The organism is Marinobacter sp. R17 (assembly GCF_003789045.1).
Taxonomy (GTDB): domain Bacteria; phylum Pseudomonadota; class Gammaproteobacteria; order Pseudomonadales; family Oleiphilaceae; genus Marinobacter_A; species Marinobacter_A mangrovi.
The window spans coordinates 18,293-32,229 of sequence record NZ_RHGZ01000024.1; the positions used below are offsets into that span (position 1 = coordinate 18,293).

General features: G+C 62.4%; 12 protein-coding genes. 1 reads left to right on the forward strand and 11 read right to left on the reverse strand.

What is annotated here, in order from left to right; translation table 11 throughout:
- Window positions 1-12: 12 nt before the first annotated feature.
- From EB809_RS15830 to ppc, 7 genes are all read right to left on the reverse strand, one after another.
- Entirely contained in the window at window positions 13-804 is a 792-nt protein-coding gene (locus EB809_RS15830) for a class I SAM-dependent methyltransferase (RefSeq protein WP_123635806.1), read from the reverse strand.
- A gap of 9 nt (window positions 805-813) precedes the next feature.
- The gene (locus tag EB809_RS15835) at window positions 814-1,134 is read right to left on the reverse strand and encodes a UDP pyrophosphate phosphatase (RefSeq protein ID WP_123635807.1); all 321 of its coding nucleotides are present in this window, start codon (window positions 1,132-1,134) and stop codon (window positions 814-816) included.
- 40 nt (window positions 1,135-1,174) lie between these two features.
- The gene (locus tag EB809_RS15840; RefSeq protein ID WP_123635808.1) at window positions 1,175-1,972 is read right to left on the reverse strand and encodes an undecaprenyl-diphosphate phosphatase; all 798 of its coding nucleotides are present in this window, start codon (window positions 1,970-1,972) and stop codon (window positions 1,175-1,177) included.
- 116 nt (window positions 1,973-2,088) lie between these two features.
- Window positions 2,089-2,784, reverse strand: a complete 696-nt coding sequence (gene tsaB / locus EB809_RS15845) for a tRNA (adenosine(37)-N6)-threonylcarbamoyltransferase complex dimerization subunit type 1 TsaB (RefSeq protein ID WP_123635809.1) — start codon at window positions 2,782-2,784, stop codon at window positions 2,089-2,091.
- A 38-nt stretch (window positions 2,785-2,822) separates the two neighbouring features.
- Window positions 2,823-3,476 carry an adenylate kinase gene (gene adk / locus EB809_RS15850; protein WP_123635810.1) on the reverse strand — a complete coding sequence of 218 codons (654 nt, stop codon included), beginning with the start codon at window positions 3,474-3,476 and terminating at the stop codon, window positions 2,823-2,825.
- A gap of 443 nt (window positions 3,477-3,919) precedes the next feature.
- Entirely contained in the window at window positions 3,920-5,296 is a 1,377-nt protein-coding gene (locus tag EB809_RS15855) for an aminoacyl-tRNA deacylase and HDOD domain-containing protein (protein WP_123635857.1), read from the reverse strand.
- A gap of 91 nt (window positions 5,297-5,387) precedes the next feature.
- Window positions 5,388-8,030 carry a phosphoenolpyruvate carboxylase gene (gene ppc, locus EB809_RS15860; RefSeq protein WP_123635811.1) on the reverse strand — a complete coding sequence of 881 codons (2,643 nt, stop codon included), beginning with the start codon at window positions 8,028-8,030 and terminating at the stop codon, window positions 5,388-5,390.
- A 209-nt stretch (window positions 8,031-8,239) separates the two neighbouring features.
- Here ppc and EB809_RS15865 point away from each other — a divergent pair, with 209 nt between their 5' ends.
- On the forward strand, window positions 8,240-8,473 hold the full coding sequence (locus tag EB809_RS15865) for a hypothetical protein (RefSeq protein ID WP_123635812.1): 234 nt from the start codon (window positions 8,240-8,242) through the stop codon (window positions 8,471-8,473).
- Between the two features lie 220 nt (window positions 8,474-8,693).
- On the opposite strand, the gene EB809_RS15870 is transcribed toward EB809_RS15865, so the two are convergent.
- From EB809_RS15870 to rlmD, 4 genes are all read right to left on the reverse strand, one after another.
- Window positions 8,694-9,038 carry a pilin assembly protein gene (locus tag EB809_RS15870; RefSeq protein WP_123635813.1) on the reverse strand — a complete coding sequence of 115 codons (345 nt, stop codon included), beginning with the start codon at window positions 9,036-9,038 and terminating at the stop codon, window positions 8,694-8,696.
- Between the two features lie 271 nt (window positions 9,039-9,309).
- Window positions 9,310-10,167: a nucleoside triphosphate pyrophosphohydrolase gene (mazG, locus tag EB809_RS15875; RefSeq protein ID WP_123635814.1), complete on the reverse strand. Its 858-nt coding sequence runs from the start codon at window positions 10,165-10,167 to the stop codon at window positions 9,310-9,312.
- Between the two features lie 14 nt (window positions 10,168-10,181).
- Window positions 10,182-12,422, reverse strand: a complete 2,241-nt coding sequence (gene relA, locus EB809_RS15880; protein ID WP_123635815.1) for a GTP diphosphokinase — start codon at window positions 12,420-12,422, stop codon at window positions 10,182-10,184.
- A 135-nt stretch (window positions 12,423-12,557) separates the two neighbouring features.
- On the reverse strand, window positions 12,558-13,901 hold the full coding sequence (gene rlmD / locus EB809_RS15885; protein ID WP_123635816.1) for a 23S rRNA (uracil(1939)-C(5))-methyltransferase RlmD: 1,344 nt from the start codon (window positions 13,899-13,901) through the stop codon (window positions 12,558-12,560).
- Window positions 13,902-13,937: the final 36 nt, after the last annotated feature.

The following is a 13,937-nucleotide window of genomic DNA, read 5'->3' on the forward strand; positions in this document are numbered from 1 at the left end:
CGGCCGCAGCCGCTATGGCAGCGCTTTCAGGGCGTAGATGTCGTAGCGGCTGCTCTTGCCTTCCAACTGCGTGGTCGGTGGCGGTCCGTCAATCGTCGGTGCCTTGCGCGGCCGCTTGACCACCACCCGATAGCGCGCCTTGTCCAGCGCCGCAGCCAATAAGTCCGGTGCATCGTCGTCATCGCCGACAATGGGCCGGAACAGCGCCATTTCCTTTTTGACCAGGGCCGACTTGTCGCGGTGCGGGAACATGGGGTCCAGGTAGATCACATCCGCCAGCGGACCCGGCCGGGTCTGTATCCAGTCGATGCTGTTGCCCGCCTCCAGCTGCATGCGGGCGACCAGCGGCGCCGCGTGCTCATCGTCTGCCGCCCGTGCCAGGCCATCCGCCAACAGGGCATGAATGACCGGTGAGCGCTCCAACAGGGTCAGCTCACATCCCAGGCCCGCCAGTACATAGGCGTCCTGACCGAGTCCGGCGGTGGCATCCAGTACGTGCAGCGGCTCGCTGGCCCGCTTCAGCCCCACCGCCTTCGCCACCAGCTGCCCCGCGCCACCCCCGTGCTCACGGCGATAGCCGGCCTTGCCGGAGACGAATTCGGCACGCACCGGGCCCGGCACCTTGCGCCCCGTCATCTGCAGCGCCAACCCGGCTTCGTCCAGCCAAAGCAGGACCGCTACGTCACTCACACGACGTGGGTCGATACACTCAAGACAGGGTAATGAAAGCTCGTGCGCCAGCTGGTGGGCACGCTCAAGGAAGGCGCTGTCGCCGCAGGCGACGGCCAGGGAGGAAGAGGTCATCGCAATGGCTTAAACGTGAATATCAATGCCCGCCAGCTCGACATCGCCGTCATCACGCTGGCTGGCCACGCCGTTGAACACGTCGAGTGCACGGGCATTGCGCGCGGGAATGTCGTCGGCACGAAACTGCTCCAGCTTGGCGTCTTCGGACGCCTGCCGGGCCTGGACTCGTCGTTCCAGCCGCTCCGGATCCACCGTATCGCGTCGGGGCGACTGCTCCGAGACGACGCTGTTCCGGTTGTTGTCACGCGCCTGAACCTCCGATTCCCGCTGGGCAGCGCGATCGGACGGTAAAGGCGTGTAGACGTTGGAATTGATCCCGCCAATCATAGACTGATAGTACCTGAGAATCTCATCAAGTCAGATTCGGTCACAATACCACCAAAAGCAACACAGCGCCCAGTAACAAACGGTAAATCACGTAGGGCAGGAAACCGAGCTTTTCGAGGAAACGCAGGAACAGGTGGATGCACAGCAAGGCGCTGACAAACGACACGCCCGCCCCGATCAGGACATCCGCCCATTGGGACTCGGTTCCGGTCTGCGCCAGTTCGATGGACTTGAGCAGGCCCGCGGCAATGATCAGCGGAATCGACAGTAAAAAGGAGAAGCGTGCAGCGGCATCACGCTGGTATCCCAGGAACAACGCCGCCGTCATCGTGATGCCCGAACGCGACGTTCCCGGGATCAGTGCCAGCGCCTGGGCCAGACCGATCAGCACCGCATCCCGCCAGCCCAGGCTGGGCAATCCTTTCTCGCGTTTCCCGGCGACATCCGCCCACCAGAGCACCACACCGAACCCGATGGTCGCGATGGCGATCACCAGCGCAGAACGCAACTGGGTCTCAATGACGTGCTCAAACGCAATCCCGGCCAGACCGGCGGGGATCGTCGCGACAATAATCGCCCAGGCCAGGCGACTGTCTTCGGTCAGTCGACGGTGGGCGGTATCACTGAACCAGGCGCCGGTGAGCCGCATAACGTCTTGGCGAAAATACCAGACCACGGCGAGGAGCGTCCCCACATGGACAGCCACATCGAACCCCAGGCCCTGGTCGCTCCAGCCGAGCACTTGCGAGGGAAGGATCAAATGGGCAGAGCTGCTGATGGGGAGAAATTCGGTCAGGCCTTGGATGATGGCCAGGGCAAACGTATGCCAGAGTTCCATGAAAACGGCTTCCTGCTTGAGATGGACAGCACCGGGCTCAGCTACGGATCAGACGCGCAAAGACCTTCGGATACTGGCCAGCAGCACCGTGGGTGGCCCGACGTTTTGAGGGCGCGCTATCGCCCCGGCAGTTTCTTCCAGGTTATTTCGTCCCGAACGTAGACCGGGGCCGCCTGCTCGGCAGGCACGGTCGGACCGTCGGGCCAGTCAGTCACCGCCAGGGTGGCGATGTCCGCGGCCAGAGGATACCAGTCCGGATGGGTCGCCAACATTGCGGCTCTGACAGGTTCGGGCATCTGATCCACGAGATTCCAGCCGGAACCGGCACCCAGCCAACGGCTGACGTCACCGGATAGCGCCACTTGATCCGGTGGGCAGACCCGCTCCTGAGCGGTGGATTGTACCCGACCTTCACGGATGCAATAACAGCTCCAGTAGACCTCGCTCATGCGCGCATCGAAAGCGACGGCGATGCCATCACCCTCACCTGCAACGCCGGTTCGCAGGGCCCGGGAGGCCACAGCGGCAAGGGAGGAAACGGGGACGACCGGCAGGTCGAGCCCAAAGGCGAGGCCCTGCACCACACCAGTGGCGATGCGCAGCCCGGTAAAGGAACCCGGACCACGGCCAAAAGCCAGGGCGTCCAGCGCCGCGAGGGCCACACCACTTTCCTCCACCAACTCCCGGATCATCGGCAGCAGGTGCTGGGTATGGCCCCGTGGCGACCGGATGGCACGCTCGAACAGCGTGCCGTCTGTCCAGAGGGCTGCGGAACAGCCCTCTGCGGTGGTATCCAGTGCCAGTAGTTTCATGCGAACGCCGGTTTTAACAGCCGATCGGGTCGGCCGCCTTACTGCAGTTTGTTGAGGATCTGATCGCGGATTTCGGGCATGGTGCCAATGCCGTCCACACGAACGTAGGTCGGTGCTGCGTCCGCGTCCTGCTTGGCCCAGTCCTGGTAATAGCCGATCAGGGGCGCGGTTTGCTCGTGGTAGATCCGCAGGCGATTGCGCACGGTTTCCTCGGAATCGTCGTTGCGCTGGATCAGCGGTTCGCCCGTCTCGTCGTCCTTGCCCTCAACCTTGGGCGGATCGTATTTGACGTGATAGATGCGGCCGCTGGCTTCGTGCACGCGACGGCCAGACAGTCGGCTGACGATTTCCTCGTCGTCGACGGCAATTTCCACCACGTAGTCGATGACCACACCTTCCTGCTTCAGCGCTTCAGCCTGGGGAATCGTGCGCGGGAAGCCGTCCAGCAGGAAGCCGTTCTTGCAGTCTTCTTCCTGGATCCGGTCCTTGATGAGCGCGATAATGGTCTCGTCCGGCACCAGACCGCCCTTGGCCATGATTTCCTTCACTTCCAGACCCAGCGGGGATTCCGCCTTCACGGCAGCCCGCAGCATGTCGCCGGTGGAAATCTGGGGGATACCAAACTTCTCGGTAATGAACTGGGCCTGGGTACCCTTACCTGCGCCTGGCGCGCCCAACAGAATGATTCTCATAGTGGAATTGCTCCCGTTTATCGATGAAATCGTCGTGCGGAATCGGGAGGATGAACCTGCAACCGATCAAACATCGCACACCGCGCCTGCCCCCATTCGGGTGTCTGACAGACGGGCACTTTTATTCTTTATCGCCGGCCGCTCATGGCGAACCGATCCGGAATCTGAGATGGGTCGTGACGACGGTGTCCCGTTCTTGCAGGCCGCCGCAGCCTCAACCCGAGCCCCTGGCCATCTGCTGCCACCACGGGAACCATTTTGCGCGAACCGAGAGCAAACCGGACATGAATCGCCAGCCGCAAGCGTCAGCTCGTCCACCCGCGCAGTAAAAGGATCGGGCATTATACGAACTCGGGCCGGCTATAGAAAGGGTACTAAGGTACGAACATTACCCAGGTAAACCAGGGACGTCTGATGCGCGCCTGAGCGGTCGTCGGGTTGCCCTAAGCCGCCAGCGTACGGGCAAGCTCATCCAGCTCCTGGGCCACATCGTCCGTCGCGGACAGGAACATCGCCACATCGGCGTCGGTGAAACCCAGGGAATCGGCCAGCGCGACGGTGTCGTCGGGATTGAACTCGTCGCCGATCTCTTTCCCCTTGAGTAAGCCGTTAGCGAGCTGAACCATGTGAACATGGTCCGCGTGATCCCCTTCGTACTCCAGGTGCTGGTGCATGCCGGCGGTCTTGACCACCGCGTCCGGCAGTTGCCAGAGACGGTGCAAGATGCCGCCAATGGCCCCGTGACCCACGGTGAGGAATTCCTGGTCGCCGCCGAACACCTGCATTTCCAGGGTGCGCATACTCTGTTCCGGGTTGGCCTCGCGCAGGCGATTGAGCTGGTCGAATTCCGCCGGAAACAGATGCCCCACCAGCAGCAGCCCGAAGTTGTGCAGCAGGCCGCACAAATAGGCCAGCCCCTTATCGACGCCCTTGAAGGCGGCCATCTGCTGGCACAGGTGAGCGCAGTAGAGGGAATGGCGCCAGAAGGCGTCCGTGCCCAACATCCCGTCACGCGGCACGTCGAAGGCACGCACCGAAGCGATCCCCATGGCGACGTGCGCCACCCGGTCGAAGCCCAGCACGCGGGTGACCGCTTCCTGCACGGAATTGATCTGGCCCGGGTAGTTGAACAGCGCCGAACGGGCGTAGCGCATGATCTGGGCCGAGAGGCTGGGGTCGTATTCGATCAGATCCGACAGCTCCTTGGCGGTGGCCTCGGGATTGGCGGTCAGGCGCAGGATCTTCAGAGCCAGGGCCGGCATCGGTGGTAGGCGATAGAGCTTCTGCAGACGCCGGGCGACTTCGTCCAGCGTAATGTCCGAATTGCGCCCCTCGCCTAGGTCGTGGGCCTCGTCAACGATACTGACGCGGGCCTTGCGGGCCCCGGCCAGAACCAGACGCAGTGCCCGGCCATCCAGCCGCAGCAGGCTATTATTGGAGCCGGACGTCAGGTAGGCATGCGTCATCTCAAGCACCGGCGCATCCACAACCACCGGCACGTCATAGGCAGCACCCACCGGTGGGTGGAATCCGGGCTCGCAGTCCGCGAAAAGCCGGTCAGCCTGACGGGCGGTGAGCAGTTGCAGGCGGCGGCCGGTCACTTGTGACACGGCGTCGACGTCGATCGCGGTCTGGTAGCTGTGAACCGCCATGACCACGCCATTGAGGTCGATCAGCAGGGTGGCCCGCAGCACCTCGTGCTGCGGCAGGCCCGCGCTGGAGACGGCCACATCGAAACTCGGCATTTCGTCGTGGTTGACCGTCTCGTAATCGATACCCTTGCGATTGAGGAACATTTCCAGCTTGGCTGATGCCGGCACGCCCACTTCCCCTGTCATACAAACCTACATAACCCAAGCGTAACCGAAACCGATGGGTTCGGGATACGGCCCGGCTCGTCTTTGCAACCGGTCAGCCGGTGTTCCGCATCCCCGCGGCGATCCCCGCCATGGTGACCTTGAGCGCCCTCTCGACCTGTTCGGGCACTTTGCCCTGTCCCTCACCTTCCCGGTCACGGCGCAACAGCTCAGCCTGCAGGTAGTGCAGCGGGTCGGTGTAGGGGTTGCGTACCCGCAGGGAGTGGGCAAACACCGGCTCGTCGAGCAGCAGTTCATCCTGCTGTTTGAGTGCCTTCACGTGGCGGATACAGCCGGCGAGGCGCTCCCGCAGATCCTGGCCCAGAGGCTTGTAGGCCGGCTCCACCAGCGTTTCTTCATAATAGCTGGCAATGCGCAGGTCGGCCTTGGCCAGCACCATTTCCAGCATATCGACGTAGGTCTTGAAGAAAGGCCAGCGAGCCATCATGTCGCGCAGGATCGGCTCATGCCCGGCCTCGGCCGCCTCTTTCAGGGCCACATCGCTGCCCAGCCAGCTGGGCAGCATCATGCGCATCTGGGTCCAGGCGAAGATCCAGGGGATCGCCCGCAGACTTTCCACGCCGCCGGTCGGTTTGCGACGCGCCGGACGACTGCCCAGCGCCAGTTTGCCCAGCGCCTGCTCCGGTGTTGCCTGGCGGAAGTACGGCACAAAATCCGGATTCTCACGCACCACTTCGCGATAGGCCTGGAGCGATCGTTCGGTCAGCCAGTCCATCATGTCCCGCCAGGGTTTTTCCGGGGCGGGTGGCGGCGCCAGGGTGGCTTCGATCACGGCGGTGCCGTACAGGGTCAAGCTTTGCTCGGCCAGCTTGGGCAAACCAAATTTGAAGCGGATCATCTCGCCCTGCTCGGTGATCCGGAAACTGCCGTTTACCGAGCCCGGCGGCTGCGACAGGATCGCCCGATTGGCCGGACCACCACCCCGACCGACGGTACCGCCACGACCGTGGAACAGGGTCAGGTGCACGCCGTATTCGGCAGCCACGTTGGTCAGGGCTTCCTGAGCCTGATACTGGGCCCAGGCGGCCATCATCTGGCCGGCATCCTTGGCGGAGTCGGAATAGCCGATCATCACTTCCTGGCGGTCAGCACAGTACTGGCGATACCAGTCAACGCTGAACAGCGCGGTCATGGTCGCCGGCGCGCCGCGCAGGTCATCCAGGGTTTCGAACAACGGCACCACGCGCATCGGATTCTGCATGCCGGACTCCCGCAGCAGCAGGATAACGCTGAGCACGTCCGACGGCTGGCTGGCCATCGAAATCACGTAGGAGCCCAGGGATTCCGGTGTCTGTTTGGCCACCACGCCGCAGGTGTCGAGCACTTCCCGGACATTGTCCGAGGGATTCCAGTGGCGCGGCACCAGGGGCCGGCGGCTCTGCAGCTCCCGAACCAGGAATTCCTGACGCTGGGCCTCGTCCCAGTTGCTGTAGTCGCCGAGGCCCAGCTCGCTGACGATCTCGGCCACCGCCTCGGCATGGCGGCCGGCCTCCTGGCGGATGTCCAGCTTCACCAGCGGCAAGCCGAAGGTGTGTACGCGGCGCAGTGTATCCAGCAGCAGACCATCGGCGATTTCGTCCAGGCCGGAGGCCACCAGCGAGTCGTAGCACAGCTGCAGCGGTCGGATCAGCTCCTCATTTCCGAACAGGATATCGCTATCGTCCGCCGGCTCGCCGTTGACGCAGGCTTCGGCCCAGTCCCGGGTCTTCAGCAGACGCTCACGCAGCTGGCCCAGGATTGCCCGGTAGGGTTCGCGGGTCTCGCCAGCTTCCGCGCGCAGCTCATCTGTCGCTTCCCACATGGACAGCTCGGCGCGCAGGGTCTGGATGTCCCGCAGGTAGAGATCAGCGGCCATCCAGCGGCCCAGCCAGAACACTTCGCGGGTCACTTCGTGGGTCACGTTGGGGTTGCCGTCCCGGTCGCCGCCCATCCAGGAGGCGATTCGGATCGGTGCGGCATCGATGGGCAGGCCTTTACCGGTTGCCTCGCGCAGGGAGCGGTCCAGGCTGCGCAGGAAGCGCGGCAGAGCCTCCCACAGGCTGTTCTCGATGACGGCAAAGCCCCATTTGGCCTCGTCCACGGCGGTCGGGCGCTGGTAGCGGATTTCGTCGGTATTCCAGGCTTCGGAGATCAGCTGTCGCAGTCGGGTGGTGATTTCATTGCGTTCGACCGGCAGCAGGTCGTCGTGATCGAGCTGCCCCAGGCAGTTGGAGATTTCATCGTACTTGAGGATCAGTGTGCGACGGGTGACTTCGGTCGGGTGCGCCGTGAGTACGAATTCGATGCTGAGCTCGGTGACCCGGCGATGCAGTTCGTCCGGATCGACGCCCTGTTCCAGCAAACGCTGGAACACATCGCCGAGGGACTCCACCATCATATCGGCGTGGTGACCCTGCTTGCGGCGTATACCGTGGTACTGCTCGGCGATGTTCGCCAGGTTGAGAAACTGACTGAAAGCGCGGGTGACCGGTAGCATCTGATCGTCACTGAGATCGCTGAGCAGCTTTTCCAGCCGCTGGCCGGAACCGCTTTCCTGGCGCCGGTCGGCCTTGGCAGCGGCGCGAATTTCCTCAATCAGGTCAAAGCAGTCCTGGCCCGGAAATTTGCGAATACTGTCGCCCAGCAGCTCGCCCAGCATGCGGACATTTTCCCTCAGATCTGGATGCAGTTCGGTCATGGTGCGCTATCGTCCCTCTCTCGTGTTTCCGGGCTACCCCATCACCGGCCAGCCCTCTGTGAAGCAAATCGCATTTCAATATAACAGCCTGTTACCGCCACATCATCACAGGCTGCTAAAATACATCCATGATTCATTCGATTGAAATCACAGCCTCAAAGGTGTTTATTGGAAGCGTACTATCGCCGCGAAAAACGTGAGGACAACCCATGAAAGTGACTGACCTGCCCGCACATTGGGAAGGCAAGAAAGAAGAAGACGAACGGCCCCAGAGCTATACCCTGCGCCTTCCGCTGGAAGACGCCGCCCGTATCGCGGCCCTGGCGGAGCTGTACCCGGACCGGACCGAAACCGACATCCTGAACGACATGATCGGCGCCGCCCTGGACGACCTGACCCGGCAAACACCGCTGAAAGGCAAGCTGGAATCCGTGAAGAAATAAGAGACAGGACCGCTTTTACCCCGGGGCGCGTGCCCGCACCCCGGTCGCCCCTTCCCACACCCGGTATACGACGACGCATCGAGACGAGCCCGCTGTGTCTGGGCGTCCATCGTTCGGGAACTTATTCGAGAGAGTCGCGTGCTTCTCAGGGCCGCCGGCCGGCGACCCCGAAGGGAGAGAGCCAGCCGCCGAGCTGGCTTGTTACTGGTCTTTCAGGCCTTCAGGCGGCGGTTTCGAGCTGCCGCGCCTTCAGATCCTGCATGTGCTTCTGACTCAGGCTGACAAATCTTGGCGTGAGGCCCTCGTCCTCATAGATTTCAAAGCCATCCTCGTCAAAGGCGACAACCCGGGTGCCCTGGACATAGGGGAAGCTGGTTTCCAGCTCGTCCAGCGCAGCAGAGACCAGGTCACGGATCAGGTCTTGTGGCGACTTCATCGGGTAAAGCTCGGCCAGCTTTTCCAGGCGTGCCTGATGCTGCTCAGACAGTGCAGCCTCAAACGTGTCCCGGCTCAGGCGACCACGTGCATGCTTATCCCAATACTTCACCAGATCCTTGATCTTCATGGTTCAACGCTCCCGCTTCAGTGCTCGATCAAGACCGCGCAGGAACCTTTTGAGTGCCCTTGCGGTGTACTTCTTATTTGAGCGTTGCGTCAGGACAAAGCCTCTCTGACGTAACGGATGTCGCAATCCCGGCGGATAACCGGTGACGCGTACTGAAAGTGTAGCTGAACGATGTGCGGCTTACTGCGTGATATCGTTACGGATTGTACCTAGTCTGCTTCCGAATCAACGCTCTGCGTAACGGTATTCAGCAGTGAGACCGGGTGGCACGTCAGCTGTCGTTCGCGGCTTTTTCGACACCCTTTACGGATTGCCAGATGGCATCCAGTTGCTCGAGTGTCTGGTCATCGAATTCGCGCCCTTGTGAGGCAAGCTCCCGCTCGATGGCCCGAAAGCGTGCATCGAATTTCCGATTGGTGCGTCTCAGCGCCTGTTCCGGATTGACCTTCAGGAAGCGTGCCAGATTCACGCACACGAATAAAAGGTCCCCCAGCTCGTCTTCCAGCGCATCACGATCGTCAGGGTGCTGCCGCGTATGAGCCCAGGCTTCCTTGAGCTCGTCGATTTCCTCGTGCAGTTTGTCGAAGACCGGTTCAATGTCGGGCCAGTCAAAACCATGGCTGGCCGCCCGGCGCTGCAACTTCTCGGCGCGCACCATCGCCGGCAACGACCCGGCAATGCCGTCCAGCCGGCTGGTTTCAGAGACCGGCTCGGGCTTGGCCGCCCGCTCTTCCGCCTTGATGCGCTCCCAGCTGGCCTTGATCTGCTCGTCGGTGGGCCGGTTGGCCGGATCCACACGGCTTTCCAGCGTGCCTTCGGGAAAGACGTGTGGGTGACGGCGAATCAGCTTGCGCACCAGGTGATCGACAACGGCATCGAAATCGAAGTGGTCCGCTTCCGCCCCCAACTGGCCATAGAAGATCACCTGGAACAGCAGGTCACCCAGCTCGTCCTTCAGGTGGGGATAGTCTTCCCGCTCGATGGCGTCGGCCACTTCGTGGGCTTCTTCCAGCGTGTGAGGCACGATGCTGCGGAAGTCCTGCTTGCAGTCCCACGGGCAGCCGATCTCCGGATCGCGCAGGCGCGCCATCAGTGTTTTGAGGTCGTCGATGTCATAGGTTCGGGACATGCTTCACTCCACGGTTACTGGCTGCGCTTGCGTCGAACGCCCATGATGTTGGGCAGGTTGCGGATCTGGGCCAGCAGCTTGGCCAGCTGCTCCAGGCTCTCGATCTCGACGGTGACGGTCATGGTGGCGGAATTGTCGTCCTTGTTGGACAGGGTATTCAGCGCCAGCACGTTGGTCCGGGACGAGGCCAGGATGGTGGTGATGTCCCGCAACAGACCGGACCGGTCGTAGGCCTCGATCTCGATGTCCACCGGGTAGACCGCCTCCTGGCGACCGCCCCAGTTCACCTCGATGATACGGTTCGGTTCGTACTCGCGCAGGTGCAGGAAGGTCAGGCAATCCTGCCGGTGTACGGTCACGCCCCGCCCCACCGTGATGTAGCCGCCGATGGGGTCGCCGGGCAGTGGCTTGCAGCACTTCGCCACCTGGGTCTTGAGCTTGCCCACCCCCTGGATCTGGATGTCCGAATCGGCATCGTAGGTCTGGTGGCGGGTGCCCTGGAGCTTGAGATCCAGTTGCTGACGTCGTGGCTCCACCAGTTGCTGGGCGATGTTGGCCACATGGGTCGGGCGCAGGTCGCCGGCACCCACGGCGGCAAACATGTCGTCGGCCGTCTGGTAATTCACCTTCTGCGCCAGCTGGGTCAGATCGACTTCGTAGATCGACAGGCGCTTGAATTCGTCCTCGAGGATGGCCCGGCCGTCAACCACGTTGCGGTCACGATCCTGTTCCTTGAACCAGTGGGTCACCTTGGCCCGCGCCCGCGAGGTCTGGATGTAGCCCAGGCTGGAGTTCAGCCAGTCGCGGCTGGGTGCCGGGTTGTTGGAGGTCAGGATGAACACCTGGTCGCCGGTCTTCAGCGGATAGGTCAACGGCACGATGCGCCCGTTCACCTTGGCTCCGCGGCACGCATGCCCCACCTCGGTATGCACCCGGTAGGCGAAGTCCACCGGCGTCGCGCCCTGGGGCAGATCCACCACATGACCCTCGGGCGTGAAGACGTAGACCCGGTCCGGCGTGACGTCGGTCTTGAGCTGATCCACCAGGCCCGACAGGTCGCCCAGATCCTCCTGCCATTCCAGCACCTGGCGCAGCCAATTGATCTTGGCCTCGTAGCCGGTGGACTTGTTGCCGGTGTCCATGCCCTTGTAAAGCCAGTGGGCACACACGCCCAACTCCGCCTCCTCGTGCATCGCGCGGGTCCGGATCTGGACTTCCATCACCTTGCCCTCGGGCCCGATCACCGCGGTGTGCAGGGACTGATACCCGTTTTCCTTGGGGCTGGCGATGTAGTCGTCGAACTCGTTGGGAATGTGCCGCCACAGGCTATGCACGATGCCGAGTGCGGAATAACAATCGCGCACCGTAGGCACCAGGATCCGGAAGGCGCGCACGTCGTAGACCTGGCTGAAGTCGATGCCCTTGCGACGCATTTTCCGCCAGATGCTGTAGATGTGCTTGGCCCGGCCCGACAGTTCGCCCTGAATGCCGGCGAGATCCAGCTCATGCTTGATGTCCGCCAGGACGCGCTTGACGTACTGGTCCCGGTCCAGACGCTTTTCATCCAACAGTTTGGCGATTTTCTTGTAGGCGGATTCGTGCAGGTAGCGGAACGAGAGGTCTTCCAGTTCCCACTTGATGTGACCGATCCCCAGGCGGTGAGCCAGCGGCGCGTAGATGTCGAACACTTCACGGGCGACGCGCATGCGCTTTTCCGGGGGCGCACTCTTGACCGCCCGAATGGCACAGGTCCGTTCCGCCAGCTTGATCAGGGCCACACGGACATCGTCGATCATGGTCACAAGCATCTTGCGGACGTTGTCCAACTGCCCCTGGCTCTGGCCCAGCACGTTGCCCTTGAGCGGATGATGCAGGGACGATATGGCAGCCATCTGCTGGACACCATCGATCAGACGGGCGACATCGTCGCCGAATTCCTCGCGGATCTCCTCGAGGGTCGCCCGCTCTTCACGAACCGCCCGATACAGGATGGCGGCGACCAGGGCCGTCTGGTCCAGGTGCAGTTCCGCCAGCACCTGGGCCATCTCGACGCCGGTGCGAAAACTGCTGGCACCCGGCGCCCACAGCCGGTCTTCACGAACGGCCTGCAGATCGATGAGCGCGGCCTTCTCGCAGGCACGACGAAACTGATCCACATCCTCAAGGGTGGTCTGGGCCTGGATGTGCCGGACCCAACCTTCGATGTCCACCTGACCATCCGTGGTCACGGCGTAATCTTCTCGAACCTTCACCATAGCGGTCCACTTTCCCTTTATGACTGTCGCGAACAGGAAGACTGGTTACCTGGCGGCGCCTGTACCGCCTGCTGCAGCCTCCCAGGGCATTCGCAACACCGGCCCCGTGTTGTTGTATTTGGCGTCGAGGCTGCGTTAAACGCGCTCGAACAGGGCCATTGATTCAACATGCGTGGTGTGCGGGAACATATCCATCACCCCGGCCTTGACCAGACGATAGCCCTTGTCCACCAACACGCCGGCATCCCGGGCGAGTGTCGCCGGGTTGCAAGATACATACACAATGCGGCGGGCCCCGAAAGCCGTGAGGTATTCACAGACTTCCTGGGCACCGGACCGGGGCGGGTCGATGAGGATCTTGTCAAACCCCTCGGCGGCCCAGGCCTCACCGGTAAAATCGCCCTGCAGGTTGGCGCCGTGAAAACGGATGTTGTCCAGACCGTTCAGCTCGGCGTTTTCCCGGCCGCGCACTACCATGGCATCGTCACCTTCCACACCGACGACCTGGCCCGCCTTGCGGGCCAATGGCAGCGTAAAGTTACCCAGACCGCAAAACAGGTCCAGGACCCGCTCGTCGTCCTGCGGGGCCAGCCAGTCCAGCGCCTGGCGCACCATGCTGCGGTTGATCTCGGCATTCACCTGCGTGAAGTCCATCGGGTGGAACTGCAGGGTGACGTCAAAATCATCCAGTCGATAGGACAGACGCTCGTCATCCCGCCCCGCGCTCTCCGGCCAGATCCGGTGAACCGTATCGGGCCCTTTCGGCTGCAAATAGATATGCAATTCATGCGCCTTTCCGAAAGCGATCAGTTTGTCCGTGTCGCTTTCAGACAGGGTCTCCATGTTACGAAAAACCATGGCGGCCACATCGTCACCGCAGGCCACTTCCACCTGAGCGATGGTACGGTAGGCCTCCATGCTGTAGAAAAGTTCACGCAGGTCACTGATCCGCTCGCCGATGCGGGGGTCCATCACTACACAACGGTCGATATCGGTCAGGAAGCTGTTGCGCTTCTCCCGGAAGCCCACCAGAACCGCATCGCGCTTGGGCACGAAGCGCACGCCCAGGCGAGCCTTGCGACGATAGCCCAGTCCTTGCGAGCGCATCGGCGCGATCCACTCTTCCGGCTCAATGCCCCCAAAATGGGCAAAGTGTTCTTTCAGTGTCTGTTCCTTGAACGCAATCTGGGCATCCGGCGCCATATGCTGGAGGCTGCAGCCGCCGCACAGATCGGCGAACTCGCACGGCGGCGTCTCGCGTTCCGGCGACGCCTCGAGCACCTCCAGCGCCCGCAGTTCATCGAAGCTGCGGCGCGTGCTCACGTATTTGGCCATCACCGACTCGCCCGGCAGGGCGGCATCCACGAACTGGGTCTTGCCGTCGAGGTGGCAAATCCCCCGGCCATCGTGACTCAGCTTTTCAATGTGGCAGTGGATCGGTTCGGCAGGCAGGACTTTTCTTCTACGTCGTTTACTCATCAGGTATTCCGGTCAGGCTTGGCGGGCCGGTTTCGG